Raw genomic sequence first — 16,781 nt, 5'->3', positions numbered from 1 at the left:
CGACGCGTCCGGCATGCGAACCGCCGTTGTCAGGACCGCAGCCCCCAGCCGCGATCGCGAATCATGCGGCGCAGGCCGTCGACCCGGTCGGGGGCCACGTCGATCGACAGATAGCCGATCTCGCGATCCGGGTCGTGCTCGATCGACAGGTCCTCGATGTTGATGCCGTTCATCGCGATGTCGGCGAACAACCGCCCCAACGCACCGGGCGCGTCCGGGATCTGCACGACGACGGGAACCAGCTTGTCCGGACGCTTTCCCCGCTTGCCGGGCAGCGCCCGAACGCCCTTGTTGCCGCGCTTGAGCACGTCGTTGACGGCGTCGGGCTCGTCCAGCGCCGCGATCAGGCCGCTGAGATCGTCGCGCAAGGCGACCAGCTGCTCGCGGATCGGCGCCCGATTGGCCGCGACGATCTGCACCCACATGTCGGGATCGGACGCCGCGATGCGGGTGACGTCGCGCACGCCCTGGCCGGCCAGCCGCAGGTCACCCCGCGGCACATCGGCCAGCCGCGCCGCGGTCAGGCTGCTGACCAGCTGCGGGAAGTGACTCACCTCGGCCACCGCCCGGTCGTGGTCGGCCGCCGACATCTCGACGATCCGCGCTCCGCAGACCGACGCCAGAGTGCGTGCCGTCTCCACGACCCAGTCGGGGTTGTCCGGACGCGGGGTCAGCACCCAGGTGCGGTCGGCGAACAGCTCAGCGGCGGCGGTCAGCGGGCCCGACTGGTGGGAGCCCGCCATGGGATGACCCCCGATGTAGCGGGACGCGTCCTCGGTCAACGCGATCACCTCGTCGAGGATCTTGCTCTTCACCGACCCGACGTCGGTCACCACCGCGTTCGGGTACCGGGCCAGGCTGCTGGCCACCACACGCGGCACCGCGGTGGGAGGCACGGCCACGACCACGAGGCGGGCCGACGCCGGATCGACCGGTTCGACCACCCCGGCACCGCGACCCGCCGCGACGACCGCATGCGACCGGACGCGATCGCGCAGATGCACCGACAGGCCCGCAGCACTCAGCGCACAACCGACCGACGCGCCAACCAGACCAGTCCCCACGATCACCGCAGGGTCGATCACGACCTCGGGCACCTCAGTCGCCGCCCAGCAGCGACTGCAGTTCGTCACGTTCGACGGCACGGAACTTCCGGGTCTGCGTCCGCGTGCGATCGAGGACTCCCACTTCCAGGTGGGTGCGCTCTCCCAAACAGCTCGCCGCGAGGCGCACAGCGGAGGCGAGATCGGCGTCCGCGTCGAAGCCCCCGCCCAGCTTCTCGCTGAGCACCTCGGTGGCGCCGCCCACCACCGCGAAGCCCGTCTCGTCGACGATGGTCCCGTCGAAGCCGATGCGGAAGATCTGGTCACGCGCGGCGTCCTGTCCGACCTCGGCGACGACCAGCTCCACCTCGAACGGCTTCTCGGACCCCGAACTGAACACGGTGCCGAGCTGCTGCGCGTAAGCGTTCGCGAGCCCCCGCGCCGTCACGTCGCGCCGGTCGTAGGAGTAGCCGCGCAGATCTGCGTAACGGATACCGGCCATGCGCAGGTTCTCGAACTCGTTGTACCGGCCGACCGCCGCGAAGCCGATGCGGTCGTAGATCTCGCTCACCTTGTGCAGCGTGCGGCTGGGATTCTCCGCCACGAACGCGATACCGTCCCGATACCGCAGGACGAGCACCGAGCGCCCGCGCGCGATGCCCTTGCGCGCGTAGTCGGCACGGTCCTTCATCAGCTGCTCCGGGGCGACGTAGAACGGCATGCTCATCGTGCGCCCCCTGCCGGGGTCGGGGTTCGGTTCACAACATCTCCAGAACGCGGGTGGTGAGGTCGGCGACGTCCGACGTCGGAAGCTGCCGGACGCCGGCCGCGGAGGCGGTCATGACGACCGGGAAGATCGAACGGGCAAGGTCTGGCCCACCGGTGGCGGAGTCGTCGTCCGCCGCATCGTAGAGCGACCGGATCACCGACAGCACCGCGGAGGTCTCGTCGCCGCCGGGCTGGTGGGTCTTCTTCATCGACCCACGCGCGAAGGCGGCTCCCGACCCGACGGCGTGGAACCCGGTCTCCTCGTAGCGTCCGCCCGTCGCGTCGTAGCTGAAGATGCGCCCGACCCGGCGATCGACGTCCCAGCCGGCGAACATGGGGATCACCGCGAGTCCCCGCAACGCGAGCTCGAGGTTGCCACGGACGAGCGACCCCAGCCGATTGGCCTTGCCGTCGAGGCTCAGGGCGACCCCTTCGAGCTTCTCGTAGTGCTGCAACTCCACCTGGAACAGCCGGACGAGCTCCATGGCTATGCCCGCCGCGCCCGCGATGCCGACGATGCTGAACTCGTCGGCTCCGAAGACCTTCTCGATGTCACGCTGAGCGATCAGGCTACCCATCGTCGCCCGGCGGTCGCCTGCCATGACCACGCCGTCGGCATAGGATGCGGCGACGATCGTGGTTCCGTGGGGGGCGAGCTGCACGTGCTCCGCGTCCACCCGGGGCAGTGCCTCGGGTGCGACCCGGGCGACGAACTGCGAAAAGGAGCTGGACAGCTCCCCCACACCTGACATGTCCATGATCCCGACAGCCTACCCGTCAGGTGATGCCCCTTGCCCACCCGCGCCCCACGTGCCGTCGGCCCTGGGGCGGTGTCCATACGGATCAAAGTGGCATATGATTTTTCATCGAGGATATGGCCACATAGCTGTGGCGGAAACGAGGAGGTTTCACCATGACGATCCAGGATGATGCGGGACTGCTCGCGAGCACGACCATCGAACGGCTCGGGGACGAGAGCGAGCTCGCCACATGGGCCGAGGGGCCTGTGTGGATCCCGGCACGCCGAGCCGTGCGGTTCAGCGACATCCACCGCAACCGGATCCTCGAGTGGAGCGCCGACACCAACCTGGTGTCGGTCTACCGCGACGATGTCGAGTTCACCAACGGCCGCACCACCGGGCTGGACGGCGAGGTCGTCCAATGCTCCCACGGCCTTCGGCGCGTCGAGGTCGAGCGTGACGGGCAGGTCAGCGAACTCACCAGCCAGTGGCGGGGCAAGCGGTTCAACTCGCCCAACGACGTCATCGTGAAGTCCGACGGCACGGTCTGGTTCAGCGACCCGTCCTACGGCATCAAGCGCCCCATCGAGGGACACCCCGGCGACCTCGAGTACCGCGATCACTGGGTCTGGCGCTTCGACCCGGCGGACGGCAGCGTGGAGCCGGTCATCATCGACGTCGAGATGCCCAACGGCTTGGCCTTCAGCCCGGACGAATCGCTGCTGTACTCGTCCGACAACTCCATCGACTTGCCGAACCTGGAGCCCAACCCCGGTGGCACCCACGCCATCCGCGTGTACCGCGTGCTGGACGGACGCATGTGCAAGGGCGGACGCGACTTCCGGGCCATCGACGACGGGATCGCCGACGGCATCCGCGTCGACGAGCGCGGCAACGTCTGGAGCTCGGAGTTCTCGGGCGTCCACATCTACTCCCCCGAGGGCGACCAGATCGGCTACATCCCCGTCGAGGGCGGGCACGTGGGCAACATCTGCTTCGGTGGGGACGACGGCACCGACCTGTTCATCGCGTGCACCTCACGGCTGTGGCGTGTGCGCACGCACGTTCGCGATGCCTCGCACGTCCTGCGGGACCAACTGCAACCCGCCGGGGCCTGATCTGTGAACAACGTGGAAAGTTGTGGTTCGACTACGCGCCACAACTTTCCACGTTGTTGCGTCTCCAGGATGCCGGGGCCGGGCACACATGTATCGGAACGTTCGCCGAGCCCCCTCGAACGCTCGTTGAGCCTGTCGAAACGAGCACCCATCCCTTCGACAAGCTCAGGGACCGTCTGCCGAAACGCCCGTTGAGCCTGTCGAAACGAGCACCCATCCCTTCGACAAGCTCAGGGACCGTCTGCCGAAACGCCCGTTGAGCCTGTCGAAACGAGCACCCATCCCTTCGACAAGCTCAGGGACCGTCTGCCGAAACGCTCGTTGAGCCCGTCGAAACGAGCACCCATCCCTTCGACAAGCTCAGGGAGCGCAGGGGCAACGAACTCAAGGAGCGCAGGGCAACGAACTCACGGGCCCGCAAGGTAACAAACTCGCAGATCGCGGTTGCTACCCCAGCTCCTCGCTGCGACGACGGTTCGCCTCCAGGTGCTCGGCCCTGACGTTGCGCGGGATCGGCCCCTGGTAGTCGGGGCCGTAGGCGCCCGGTGCCGGACGCCGCTTGCGCAAAGGCGCCTCCACACCCGGGGCGAGACGCCGCGTGATGACCAGGAAGCCCGTGTGGGCGGTCGTCCCGTGGGCAGGCCGGATGGCCAGTCCCTCGGCATGCCAGTCGCGGATCATCGTCTCGGACAGCTTCGGCTCGGTAAACCCACCGTGTGCGCGGATGGCGTCGCTCACGCGTCCCATCTGCGTGGTCGAGGCCACGTAGCAGCACAGGATGCCGCCCGGGACGAGGACATCTCCCACGACGTCGACGCAGTCCCAGGGTGCGAGCATGTCGAGAATCGCCCGGTCGACCTGCTCGTCGGCCACCACGTCGACGAGGTCGCCGATCGTCACCGTCCACGCCGGATGCGTGCCGGTCACGAACTGCTCCACGTTCGCCAGGGCCACCTCCGCGAACTCGGGACGGCGCTCGTAGCTGTGCAGGCGCCCGGTCGGCCCGATCGCCCGCAGCAGCGCGAGACTCATGGCCCCCGAGCCCACACCGGCCTCCAGCACACGCGCGCCGGGGAAGATGTCGGCCTTCATGAGAATCTGGGCGGCATCCTTCGGGTAGATCACGGCCGCTTCACGAGGCATCGAGACCATGTACTCGTCCAGCAGCGGCCGGAAGACGAGGTACTGCAGGCCACCCGCTGTGGTCACCACGATGCCTTCGGGACGCCCGATGATGTCGTCGTGCGCGAGCCCACCCTTCGTGGTGTGGAACACCTTTCCGGCTTGCAGCAGCAGTGATTTGCGGTGACCCTTCGCGTCGGTCAGCGCCACCCACTCCCCGGCCCGCAGCGCCCCGGTGTGTACGCCGGAGTACACCGCCGGATCGTTGTCAGTCACAGACGACCTCCCGCGCCCCGGTGAACAGGCCGTCCAGTTCGGCGGGCCCCACTCCCGCCAACGACGGCAGGACGATCATCCCGGCGGTGTCGGCGAGTTCGGTCATGATCGGCACGGCGATGACGACGGCTCCCGCGGCTCGTCCCGCCTGGGTACCGAAAGCGGAATCCTCCACGACCACGCACTCCGAGGCGAGGACGCCGAGTCGTGTCGCGGCGGTCAGGTAGCCCTCCGGGTCGGGTTTGCCCTTCGTGACCTCCTGCCCGGTGACCACGGCCCCGAAGGCGCCCGTGGGCATGCGTGAGATACCCGCCTGCAGCACACCGATCGGGCTCGCCGAGACGATGGCCATCGGCGTTCCCCGGGATGCCAGTCCCTCCAGGAGTTCCCGCGCGCCCGGCAGCCACGGCAGGTCGTTGTCCGCGATGTAGGCGGCGACCCTGCTCGCCATCGCCTCGTAGACCTCCCACTCGGTCATCTCGAGATCACGGCCCTGATCTCGCGCGGCCGCGATGAGGGCCGCGGACGACACGTCCCACGGCGTGCCGCAGTATTCGGTGCCCTGTTCGTAGGTCCACCTTGCCCCGCGCGCGGCCATGATGTCGATCTCGGCCTGGATCCATGCCGGCTCGGTGTCGATGAGGGTGCCGTCGTAGTCCCACAGGACAGCGCTCGGCCGGTTCGCGATCAGTCTGTTCGGGGTTGCCATGATCAACCATTCTCGCAGTTCGGCAGCCGCACTCCGAATCCGTGGGCGTCGTGATCGTTCCAGCTTGCCAGCGAGTCGTGGCCGCCTGGTCCGACATAATGAGCGGACTACACGCCACCGAACCGACCCCGATCCGGGGGAAAGGAAAGGCTCGTGAACACCCCACAGACACCGTCGTCACAACCACCCGACGGCATTCCTCCCGTCCCGGACGCACAGCCCGGCGAACCGTCGACCGCCGCCACCGGCGGGCAGACAGCCATCGGCGGACAGGCGACCATCGGCACCGCGGAGCAGCCCGCACCCCAGCTCCCACCGCCGGCCGGTGCGCCCTCGCCCGTGCCAGGAACGGTCCCACCACCGAGGCCGCCCCTGGCTGTAGCGCCCGCGAAGCCGGACAAGCCCTTCGCCCGGGGCTTCGGAGCCGGGTTCGGGGCAGCCCTGGGCGTCGGCGCCGTGCTCGTGGCCCTTGCGCTGGTGAGCACCCTCGGCATGCTCGGCGTCGCGCTGATCGGCAGCCGGAACCAGTCGGACTCGTTGACCACCACCCACGTGTGGGGCCCGGAGAACGCGAAGAACACGCTTCTGGCGCTCAACATCAACGGCACGATCGAGGGCGAGGGAAGCGGCACCTCGTTCTCGGCGGCCACCTACGGCTATGAGATCGCCGACGAGCTGGACGCCCTGGAAGCCGACGACTACGCCGGCGTCGTCCTTCTCATGGACACCCCCGGCGGCACGATCTACGGCGCCCGGGCGATCGCCGACGCCGTCGTCCGCTACCAGGAGCGCACGGGTAACAAGGTCGTGGCCTACGTGCAGTCGATGGCCGCGTCGGGTGGCATGTACGCGATGGCACCGGCCGACCTCATCATCGCCGACCACGGCACGTTCACCGGCAGCATCGGCGTCATCATGGGGCCGATCACGGTGTACCACGACGTCACCGCCACCACGGGGACGATCCTCGAATCCGGGGTCGAGACCAGCGGCGGCATCACCTCGGAGTATCTGACCCAGGGCACCGGCAAGGACTTCGGCAGCCCCTGGCGCGACATGACCGAGCAGGAACGCGCCGTCTACACCCAGGGGATGGCCGTGGAGTACCAGGCGTTCGTCGACTTCGTGAGCGAGCACCGGGACATCCCCGCGAGCACGATCGTTGACGACCTCGGTGCCTTCATGTTCGACCCGGACACCGCGGTCACCAAGGGTCTGGTCGACGAGGTGATGGGACGCAGCGAGGCCTTCCGCGAAGCCGCGTCCACCAGCGGGGTCGATCCGGACGACACCCGCATCGTCGCCCCGTCCATGCCCGGCGCGCTGGCCCAGCTGCTCGGTGCGCAGGCGCGCGTCCCGGGGCACAACGTGCCGCTCAGCACCGGCGAAGGGCTCACACCGACCAGCAGCCTGTGCACGGGCGCCCCGGCGGTGCTCGCGTTCAGTGGGGACGCATCGCAGGTCTGCGGCTGACGCCGGCCCGGCGCTCGCCTCAGGCGCTGAAGTACTTCGCCTCGGGGTGATGGACGATCAGGGCGTCGGTCGACTGTTCGGGGTTCAGCTGGAATTCCTCCGACAGCTCGACCCCGATGCGCTCGGCCTGGAGCAGGTCGCACAGCGGCGACCGGAGCTCCAGGTCGGGGCAGGCGGGGTAGCCGAAGCTGTAGCGGCTGCCCCGGTACGCCTGGTGGGCGATCTGCTCGTCCAGGCTGGGATCGTCGTCGGCCGACAGACCCAGTTCGGACCTGATCCGCTGATGGGTCAGCTCGGCCAGCGCCTCGGTGAGTTGCACCGACAATCCGTGGAGTTCCAGGTAGTCGCGGTAGGCGTCGGCCCCGAACAGCCGCCCCGTCTCCTGTGAGACGCGCGATCCCATCGTGACGAGTTGCAGGGCGAGGGTGTCGGGGCCCAGCTCGGCGGCCTCATGCTCGTCCCGGAAGAAGTCGGCGATGCACAGCCTGCGCTCGCGCACCTGCCTCGGGAAGGTGAACCGCGCGATCTCCCGCTGCTGGTCGTCCGGATCGGCGACCACCAGGTCGTTGCCCTGCGACCAGCACGGCCAGTACCCGTGGACGACGGCGAACTGCCCCAGCCCGTCGGCCTTGACCCGGTCGAGCCATGCCCGCAGGCGTGGTAGCGCCTCGGTCTCGACGATCTCGGCGTAGCCGGGGCCGCCGCGAACCGCACGAAGGCCCCATCGCCCCTTGAACAGGGCCTGCTCGTCGAGATAGCCGACGATGTCGGCGAGCTGGACGCCCTTGGTCACCCGGCTGCCCCAGAACGGCGGGGCGGGCGCCTCGATGCCCCTGGCCACGTCGGAGCGCTCGCCGGATGCGACCGGCACCGGCCCTGCCGCCCGGAGGGGGACGCGCCGCGTCCGCACCGGTGGCAGCTCGGCACCGGGCTCTCCCCTCTTCACGGCCATAATCGCGTCCATCAGCTCGAGGCCCTCGAACGCGTCCCGGGCGTAGCGGACGGTGCCGTCGTACAGACCCGCGAGGTCCTCGTCCACGAAAGGACGTGTCAGCGCCGCCCCGCCCAGCAGCACCGGGTAACGGCCGGCGAGCCCTCGGGCGTTCAGCTCGAGCAGGTTGTCCTTCATCACCAGGGTCGACTTCACCAGGAGACCCGACATGCCGATGGCATCGGCGTGATGCTCCTCAGCGGCCTCCACGATCGCCGAGACCGGTTGCTTGATCCCCAGGTTCACCACGGTGTAGCCGTTGTTCGACACGATGATGTCGACGAGGTTCTTGCCGATGTCGTGCACGTCGCCCTTGACGGTGGCCAGCACGAGCGTCCCCTTGCCCGCACCCGCGTCGGACGCGTCCAGGTGCGGTTCCAGGTGGGCCACCGCCTTCTTCATCGTCTCGGCGCTCTGCAGGACGAACGGCAACTGCATCTGACCCGACCCGAACAGCTCCCCCACGGTCCTCATGCCACCGAGCAGGTCGTCGTTGATGATCTCCAGGGCCGGTTTGGCGGCCAGCGCCTCGTCGAGGTCGGCATCCAGACCCTTGTCGTTGCCGTCGACGATGCGCCGGGCGAGACGCTCGGCCAGCGGAAGCGCAGCGAGTTCGGCCTCTCTTTGTTCACGCATCGAGGATGCCGTCACGCCCTCGAAGAGCTCGAGGAAGCGGGCGAGCGGGTCGTAGTCCGCGGTACGACGGTCGTGGATGAGGTCGAGGGCCGTGCGGTACTGCTCCTCGGGAATCCGTTCGACCGGCATGATCCGGGCGACGCTGACGATCGCGGAGTCGAGCCCGGCCTTCACGCACTCGTCCAGGAAGACGCTGTTCAGCACGACGCGGGCGGCGGGGTTGAGGCCGAAGCTGATGTTCGACACGCCCAGGGTCGTCTGGACGCGGGGGTGTGCCGTCTTGAGCGCACGGATCGCGTCGATCGTGGCGACGCCGTCGCGGCGCGTCTCCTCCTGACCGGTGGCGATCGGGAAGGTCAGGCAGTCGACGAGGATGTCACCCTCGTCCATGCCCCACCTGCCGGTGAGGGTCGCGATCAGGCGTTCGGCGACGGCGAGCTTCCACTCGGTCGTCCGCGCCTGCCCCTGCTCGTCGATCGTGAGCGCCACGACCGCGGCACCGTGCTCACGGACCATCGGCATCACGCGATTGATCCGCGAATCGGGGCCGTCCCCATCCTCGAAGTTGACCGAGTTGATGATCGACCGGCCCGGCAGGTGCTCCAGGCCCGCCCGGATGACCTCGGGCTCGGTGGAATCGAGCATGATCGGCTGCGTGACGGCACTGGCGAAGCGGGACGCCAACTCGGTCATGTCGGCCACGCCGTCGCGTCCGACGTAGTCGACGCACAGGTCGAGCACGTGCGCCCCCGACCGGGACTGCTGCCGGGCTATCTCGACGCAATCGTCCCACCGCTCGGCGATCATGGCCTCGCGGAACGCCTTCGAGCCGTTCGCGTTCGTCCGCTCGCCGATGGCCAGGTAGCTCGTGTCCTGCCTGAGCGGGGTCTCCGAGTAGAGGGACGCCACCGCGTTCACGTGGTCGGGCACGCGCTCGGCGACCGGGCGGTCGTGGCCGATCACCCCGGCGAGCGCGCGGATGTGATCGGGGGTCGTGCCGCAGCAGCCGCCGACGAGCGCCAGCCCGAAATCGGTGACGTACTCGTCCAGCGCGGACGCGAGACCCTCGGGCTGAAGCGGGTAGCGCGCGCCCTGCGGGGTCAGCTCGGGCAGGCCCGCGTTCGGCATCGCGGAGATGCCCGCCCTGGCGTGACGCGACAGGTAGCGCAGGTGTTCGGCCATCTCCGCGGGCCCGGTGGCGCAGTTGAGGCCGATGACGTCGACGTCCAGGGGTTCCAGCGTGGTCAGAGCGGCCCCGATCTCGCTGCCGAGCAGCATCGAGCCGGTCGTCTCGACGGTGATCGACACGAAGATGGGGACGTCGGCGCCCAGCGCGGTCCGCGCGCGCTTCGCACCGATGACCGCGGCTTCCGCCTGCTGGAGATCTTGGGCGGTCTCCACCTGGATCGCGTCCACCCCGCCACGGATCATCGCCTCGACCTGCTGCTGATACGCGTCGCGCAACGTCGACGCCTGTACATGGCCGAGGGTCGGCAACTTGGTACCCGGCCCCACGCTGCCGAGGACGAATCTGGGCCGCTCGGGGGTGGAGAACTCGTCGGCCACCCGCCGGGCGATGCTCGCGCCCGCCTCGGCGAGCTCACCGATGCGGTCGGCTATGCCGTACTCACCCAGCGCCGCATGATTGGCCCCGAACGTGTTGGTCTCCACACAGTCCGAGCCCGCCGCGAAGTAGGCGCGATGGATGGACGCGACCACATCGGGCCGCGTCACGTTCAGCACCTCGTTGCATCCCTCGAGGCCCTCGAAGTCGTCCAACCCCAGGTCGAAGTCCTGCAGCATCGTGCCCATCGCACCGTCGGCCACGAGCACTCGGCGGAACAGGACATCACGGATCGGAGCAGACACGCCAGCAACCATATAATCTCTGCGAAGCTCCCCGGTGGCCGTTCGCTTCCGGCGTCCCAACGATGACGCCGCGGCCCGGCGCTGGAGGCGCGGGATAGAGTGCACGCATGGTTGGACGTTCACGGTTGAGACGGCCCGTGGTGCTCGCCGCGTTCGAAGGCTGGAACGACGCGGCGGACGCGGCCACGTCCGCGATCGACCATATCGCCGAGGCCTACGACACCACGCCTGCGTTCGACATCGACTCGGACGACTTCTACGACTACCAGATCGTGCGTCCCCGGGTCGTCAACGGCGCCGAGGGCCGTGAGCTCGAATGGCCCACCACGTCGCTCAACGTCGCGCACCATCCTGATCGCGACCTCATCCTGGTCTCGGGTCCCGAGCCGAACCTGCACTGGAAGCAGTACTGCCGCACCCTCGTGACGGCGTTCCGCGGCTTCGAGCCCGAGATGGTGATCATGCTGGGGGCGATGCTCACCGACACACCGCACTCACGTCCGCTTCCCGTCTCGGGGACGACCAGCGACCACGGCTTGGCGCAGTCCCTCGGGCTCGAGGCGAACAACTACGAGGGCCCGACCGGAATCACCGGTGTGCTCGGGGACGCCTGCCGCAAGGCCGGTCTGCGCGAGGTGTCGCTCTGGGCGTCCGTGCCCCACTACGTCGCGTCCCCACCGAACCCGAAGGCGACGCTGGCGCTGATCTCGCGCGTGGAGGACCTGCTCGACCTCGCCCTCGACCTCGGTGATCTGCCTGAGCTGGCCAAGGCCTGGCAGCGCGGTGTGGACGAGCTCGCCGCCGAGGACTCCGACATCTCCGACTACATCGACTCGCTGGAGGCCCAGCAGGACGAGACCGACCTGCCCTCCGCCACCGGTGACTCCATCGCCGCCGAGTTCCAGCGCTACCTGAGGCGGCGCGAGCAGAAGGGGCGCTAGGCCCCACCGCGGGACGCTCGACGCGGACCCGCGCCACGTCCCGCTCAACGTAGGCCCGCGCGACGTCCCGCGCGCACAATGTGTTCCCGCGTACGAAATTTCGCGCACGGGAACACATTTCGGTCGCGGGAGGCTCCTCCAGGCTCAGAAGCGGGTCGGCCGACTCAGAATCGCGCCACGCTGGCAGCTGCCTTCGCCTGATCGACCTCGGACGGATCCCAACCGAGGACGTACATCTGGGTACGCGGGGTCGCGTACCGATATCTGCCGTCGGGGAGCGCGGTCAGGTGCTTGTCGACATTGCTCCGGAAGACCTGCTCACGGCCAGGGATGATCCGGCCGAACCCGGCGAGGAACTCGTACACCGCCTCGCGCGTGTTCGCCTCGTGGACCCAGCCACCGTCGGCATACGTCACCGTCGGGTTGGCGCCGAGGTCGTACAGGACGTTGAAGGCGACGTTCAGGCCGAAGACCCGAGGGATGTCGTACCGCGAGAGTTGCATCCGCTCGAGTTTCGGACCGGGTTCGGCGGGCCATTCCTCGGTCGCGCCGGCAAAGAGGGACGCCGCCACGTCCATGAACTTGAAGGGCTTGCTGAAGGAGAGCACATAGCACCTCCGCGTCGCCGCGCGGCTCAGCTTGGCCACATCCGCGGAAGCCGGCGAGATGCAGGCTACGACGACATCGTGCTGCGGAAAGTCGACGCCGGGTTCGGTGCGGTGCCAGCTGGGCACCTGGATCGTCCGGACGTTCGTCAAGCCTTCCCGCTGGGCATACGCACGGCAGTACTCCAGCATGTGCTCGCCCGAGTCCAGGCCGGTGACCGCCCGTGCACGGCGAGCAAGCGGAATCGTGAGGCGCCCGGCACCGCAGCACGCGTCGAGAACGGAGTCGGTTGGCTCGATGTCAAGGGCGTCGACCTGAGCCGCGGTGAAGTCCCGCTCGAACGCAGTGCGCCGGTCCCACTCCGCGGCCCCCGAGTCCCAGCGCTCCACCTCGGTGTCGTCGCTGTGAGCCGCCCAACCCGTCAGGGACTCGATGATCCGCCAATCCAGAAAACCTGCCATGTCTGCTGTGCCGCCTTTCGGGCCGTGGTCAGTTGATGGTGCAGACGTCACGGTGGACCTTGTCCACGTAGGCCACCGTGACATCGGCGTTGTAGACGCGGGAGAGAGACTCTTCGGTGATCGTCTCCGCCGGAGTCCCGACCAGGAGAGAACCGTCGCTGTTGAGCACGCCGACCTTCGCGTCCAGGACGATGACCTGATTGGGGTCGTGGGTCGTGAGCAGAACGGCGAAACCATCGGCTGCCAGGCGCCGGACGATGCGGAGCACCCGAGCCTGGTTGCCGAAATCGAGTGCCGAAGTGGGTTCGTCGAGGATGATGAGCCGGGGTTTCTGCACGATCGCCCGCGCGATGTCGACCTGCTGGCGTTCCCCACCGGAGAGTTCCAGATAGTTCCGCTCGGCGAGATGGCCCACTCCCAATTGCTCAAGGCCCGCGGCTGCAAGACGGTAGTCCTCCCGCGAGGGGGTCCGGTACAGGCTGACATGCGGGGCACGGCCCATCACGACGTGGTCGAGCACCCGGTACCCGAAGGCGGGAGCCGATGACTGCGTGACATAGCCGACCACCCGTGCGATACGCGAACGAGACAACCGCGACACGTCGGCGCCGTCCAGCCGTACCGTGCCCGCACTGGGAACGCGCAGACGGACGATCGCGTGCAGCAGGGTGGATTTGCCGGCCCCGTTCGGCCCTATGATGCACATCACCTCACCGGTGCCGAGCCGGAAGCTCACGTCCCGGAAGACCGTGCCGCGCTCGCCCGGGTATGCGAAACAGAGGCCGTCCACTTCCAGCAACGCACTCATCGCAGCGTGCTCCGTTGCCGGACGACCAGCCAGACGAAAAGAGGCGTGCCGACAAAGCCGATCAGGATGCTGAGCGGCAGTTCGGCGGTCGACATCGTGCGTGCGAGAGTGTCGACCGCGAGCAGAAACAACGCGCCCACGCATACCGACAGCGGAACCACGCGTGCGGTGTCCGGGCCGGTGAGAAAACGGCAGAGATGCGGCACCACCAGGCCGATCCAGCCGATCGTCCCGCTGACGCAGACCGCGCAAGCGGTCAGCACGGTGGCACACAGCACGGCGACGGCGCGCAACCGGACGACGTCGGTGCCGAGCAACGCCGCCTCCGCATCGCCCAGGGAGAGGATGCCCAGCCGCCAGCGCAGGACGATCAGGACCGCCGTACCGAGCACTATCGGGACGGCGACGAAAGTGACGTCGGTCATGCTCGTCCCGGACAAGCTGCCCAGCTGCCAGTAGGTGATCGAAGCGAGTTCGGTCTCCGGATCGGCCAGGTATTTCAGTAGTCCGAGTGCGGAGTTCATGAAGCCTGACACGATGACCCCGGCCAGCACGAGAACAAGAGAGGAGTTCTCGCGGAACACCCTGGCCAGACCCGTCGAGCATGCGACAGCGGCGAGGCCGCCGAGCAGTGCCGCCAGCGCGATAGGGGCCTGCCCGAGATGAAGCAGGATGGCCCCCGCCGCCCCGACGCAGGCTCCCGCCGACACACCCAGGAGATCGGGCGATACCAGAGGGTTGCGGAAGACACTCTGATAGGTGGCACCCGAGACGCTGAGGGCACCGCCGACCAGTATCGCGGCCAGGATGCGAGGCACCCGCACCTTGAGGATCGCGGACTCGGCAGCTCCGTTCCACGAGGATTCCACCGGGAGAACCGGCGAGGCCAGGATGCGTACGACAGTACGGACGTCGAGAGCGTAGTCCCCGACGAAGAGCGCGAGAAAGGCGACGGCCGCAAGGCCGACGATCGAGGTGGGCAGCGCGAGTCTGTGAAGCAACCGGGTGGAGGAGCCCTGCTCCCCCACCCCGCGCGTAGCGGTCGCCGTCATTCCAGCCACAACGGATCGGCGTGTATCTCGGCGTAGAGCTGCTTGTCCGCGTCGGTGAGCTCAAACATGTTGATGCCGTACCGCAGCTTGTAGAACAACGCTCGATGGTCGATCACCACCTGCGCGACGATGCCCATGAGGTTGCGGATCATCGTCTGCTGGGCGGGATACAGCCCGTCGCGATACTCCAGGACGTCGTCGAGCGTGAACATCAAGTAATACACGTCGTAGTCCACCAATGCCCAGACGGCCTTCGGCCCGGCCCACGGGTCGCAACCGCTGAGGGTCATGATCTCACCCGCCACCAGACCCGGCGTCCCGATCGGCCCGGTCGGCATACTCCACTGCCCCGGTCGCAGGAAGGACGCCCGGTGGGCCGGTGGTGTCGGTGCGGAGGGATCCCGATTCGAGCCCACGCAGAGGTAGAACCAGGTGGGGTCGTAGTCGTCCAGGATGCTCGTCCCGGCACGCACCGTCCCCAGTGGGGGTGCGATCAGCTCAAGTAGCCGTACGACATCTTCCGGATCGATGCCGGCGAACAACGGCATCGACGGGTAGAGGTCGATCCAGGCGCGGTAGTCGACGTCAGCAGTGCGATCGGTCATGCGGACGGCTCCAGGATGGCCTCGGTCTGCTCGTCGGTCAGGGCGTAGCCGTAGAACTGCTCGTAGAAGTCCTTCGTGATCTGTACGTAGTCGACGTCCGTGAACAGATCGGGCTGGATCTTGGTGGCCGCCCACAGCGTCATGGTCGCTTCTTCCGCCGACCGCACCGACCAGGTGTACGCACCACTCGGACTGGGATAGACGGCCTTGTTCTTCACGGCGGTGAGGTCGGCGTAGACGTCGTCGTCGAGGAACTGGGCGCAACTCTGAGCACTGGTACAGATGATCACCTCGGGATCCCAGGAGAAGAGTTGCTCAGCGGAGATGTCGACGAACATGCCCTCGACACCGGCGTCGGTGGCGACGTTGGTGCCGCCCGCCATCTCGATCCAGTCCGTCACGATGGATCCCTTGGCCTCGGTGTTGAGCGGCCCGGTCCCGGTGGCGTAGTAGACCCGTGTGCGCTCCGCGTCGGTGAGGGATTCCGTGCGCTGCGTCGCCTGGGCCATGTTGTCGTCGTAGTAGGCGATGAACTCCTCCGCGCGATCGGTCGCGCCGAGGATGTCTCCGATGAGGGTGATCGTCTGCTTGAGGGTGTCAGGGCTGGTCGACATGGCGACCACGGCCGGGATGCCGACCTGTTGGACGGCGTCGGCGACCTCTTGCGACCCCGCGATGACGACATCGGGGTTCACTGCGAGCAACGCCTCGGTGTCGAAGTTGCTCGACGAGTCGAAGACCACGGGCAGATCCGCGTATTCAGGCGCCAGGGTGAGCAGCAGGTCGTTCGTCGTGTTGTTCTTGTTGAGCGCGACCACCTTGTCCTGGGCACCGAGCAGCAAGAAGATCTGGTCGACCGCGGGGTAGGCGGTGACGATCCGTGTGACGGTCGTCGGGATCTCGACGACGTTGCCCAGGACATCGGTCACCGATCGCGTGGCGGCGACAGAAGGGGACGCCGACGGTTGGGAGCATCCGGTGACCAACGCTGTCACGACCAAGGTGACGAGCAGGACGAGCCGGGTGAATGAGAGCCTTCGTGGCATGTGACATCCTTTGCGGGGATACGACCCGTCGGAGTGCGCTGTCGCACTCATCGTCGGGTCCGGTTTGTGACGATTCTGTTAAGGTGCCGAAGCACCCCGAAAAATGGCATGGCAAAGCCGATGAACGGCAGTGAAATGCCTGACAATACGTGAGTCGCCGATCAGATCATTAGATGGCGCAAACGTTCTTCCGAGGTCGGCGAAAAGGCCGCAGTGCATGTCGTAATGCCTTGTCAAGGCAACTACGTCGGTTGCGGCGACGGTCGATCCAGAGATGCTGGGGGAAAGATGATCCAGAGAGAGAAAAAAGCACCCGAGAGATTAATCCTGAAACTTACCGAACTCCTTACTGCAAATCTTGACGAAATTAAGTGGGACTTAGGCTAACCATGGGTGCGTGCGGATGACGCACTGTCCGGAAAGTGAAACGCGCGACTCCGCATCTCAGGAACTGACAGGCGTGTCGGTCCGGCCGTGCGGACGTACACGCTGCCGTGATCCGCAACTGCAGAAACCG

Annotated in this window: 14 protein-coding genes; 3 read left to right on the top strand and 11 right to left on the bottom strand. The window is 67.6% G+C overall.

Translation table 11 applies throughout. The features are described 5' to 3' along the window. Positions 1-29: 29 nt before the first annotated feature. From FB473_RS06145 to prcB, 3 genes are read right to left on the bottom strand one after another with little or no spacing between them, the layout of a single operon-like run. Entirely contained in the window at positions 30-1,085 is a 1,056-nt protein-coding gene (locus FB473_RS06145; protein ID WP_341770052.1) for a prephenate dehydrogenase, read from the bottom strand. A 13-nt stretch (positions 1,086-1,098) separates the two neighbouring features. Beyond that, a complete protein-coding gene (gene prcA / locus FB473_RS06140; protein ID WP_167165626.1) occupies positions 1,099-1,770 on the bottom strand; it encodes a proteasome subunit alpha in 672 nt (223 codons plus the stop codon). Between the two features lie 31 nt (positions 1,771-1,801). Then, entirely contained in the window at positions 1,802-2,563 is a 762-nt protein-coding gene (gene prcB, locus FB473_RS06135; protein WP_167169196.1) for a proteasome subunit beta, read from the bottom strand. Positions 2,564-2,724: 161 nt separating this feature from the next. Between prcB and FB473_RS06130 the strand changes: the two genes are divergently transcribed. Next, a complete protein-coding gene (locus tag FB473_RS06130; RefSeq protein WP_167165624.1) occupies positions 2,725-3,669 on the top strand; it encodes an SMP-30/gluconolactonase/LRE family protein in 945 nt (314 codons plus the stop codon). Positions 3,670-4,116: 447 nt separating this feature from the next. Here FB473_RS06130 and FB473_RS17610 read toward each other — a convergent pair whose 3' ends face one another. Both FB473_RS17610 and FB473_RS17605 read right to left on the bottom strand, forming a co-directional pair. Then, complete coding sequence (locus FB473_RS17610) at positions 4,117-5,067, bottom strand: tRNA (adenine-N1)-methyltransferase (protein WP_341770051.1); 951 nt, start codon at positions 5,065-5,067, stop codon at positions 4,117-4,119. Beyond that, complete coding sequence (locus FB473_RS17605) at positions 5,060-5,776, bottom strand: HAD family hydrolase (RefSeq protein WP_208390456.1); 717 nt, start codon at positions 5,774-5,776, stop codon at positions 5,060-5,062. The genes FB473_RS17610 and FB473_RS17605 overlap by 8 nt, the downstream gene beginning before the upstream one ends. A 153-nt stretch (positions 5,777-5,929) precedes the next feature. Between FB473_RS17605 and FB473_RS18425 the strand changes: the two genes are divergently transcribed. Continuing rightward, entirely contained in the window at positions 5,930-7,249 is a 1,320-nt protein-coding gene (locus FB473_RS18425; RefSeq protein ID WP_341770050.1) for a S49 family peptidase, read from the top strand. 19 nt (positions 7,250-7,268) lie between these two features. Here the strand turns inward: FB473_RS18425 and metH are convergent, their stop codons facing one another. Continuing rightward, positions 7,269-10,745: a methionine synthase gene (metH, locus tag FB473_RS06115; protein WP_376837197.1), complete on the bottom strand. Its 3,477-nt coding sequence runs from the start codon at positions 10,743-10,745 to the stop codon at positions 7,269-7,271. 107 nt (positions 10,746-10,852) lie between these two features. On the opposite strand from metH, the gene FB473_RS06110 reads away from it, so the two are divergent. Next, positions 10,853-11,686 carry a PAC2 family protein gene (locus FB473_RS06110; RefSeq protein ID WP_167165620.1) on the top strand — a complete coding sequence of 278 codons (834 nt, stop codon included), beginning with the start codon at positions 10,853-10,855 and terminating at the stop codon, positions 11,684-11,686. A gap of 164 nt (positions 11,687-11,850) precedes the next feature. Here the strand turns inward: FB473_RS06110 and FB473_RS06105 are convergent, their stop codons facing one another. The 5 genes from FB473_RS06105 to FB473_RS06085 are packed head-to-tail and all read right to left on the bottom strand — an operon-like array spanning position 11,851 to position 16,264. Continuing rightward, on the bottom strand, positions 11,851-12,753 hold the full coding sequence (locus tag FB473_RS06105) for a class I SAM-dependent methyltransferase (protein WP_167165618.1): 903 nt from the start codon (positions 12,751-12,753) through the stop codon (positions 11,851-11,853). A 28-nt stretch (positions 12,754-12,781) separates the two neighbouring features. Further along, positions 12,782-13,561 (bottom strand): ABC transporter ATP-binding protein, encoded by a 780-nt coding sequence (locus FB473_RS06100; RefSeq protein ID WP_167165616.1) that lies wholly within the window; start codon positions 13,559-13,561, stop codon positions 12,782-12,784. Then, a complete protein-coding gene (locus FB473_RS06095) occupies positions 13,558-14,613 on the bottom strand; it encodes a FecCD family ABC transporter permease (protein WP_167165614.1) in 1,056 nt (351 codons plus the stop codon). The genes FB473_RS06100 and FB473_RS06095 overlap by 4 nt, the downstream gene beginning before the upstream one ends. Beyond that, positions 14,610-15,218, bottom strand: coding sequence for a protein kinase family protein (locus tag FB473_RS06090; RefSeq protein ID WP_167165613.1), 609 nt, complete (start codon positions 15,216-15,218; stop codon positions 14,610-14,612). Before FB473_RS06090 ends, FB473_RS06095 begins: the two co-directional genes overlap by 4 nt. After that, entirely contained in the window at positions 15,215-16,264 is a 1,050-nt protein-coding gene (locus FB473_RS06085) for an ABC transporter substrate-binding protein (protein WP_167165611.1), read from the bottom strand. Before FB473_RS06085 ends, FB473_RS06090 begins: the two co-directional genes overlap by 4 nt. Positions 16,265-16,781 lie beyond the last annotated feature (517 nt).

It is taken from the genome of Brooklawnia cerclae (assembly GCF_011758645.1).
In the GTDB taxonomy this organism is placed as follows: Bacteria; Actinomycetota; Actinomycetes; order Propionibacteriales; family Propionibacteriaceae; genus Brooklawnia; species Brooklawnia cerclae.
Note: the sequence above shows the minus strand (reverse complement) of the source record. Positions and strands in the feature narration are given on the sequence as shown.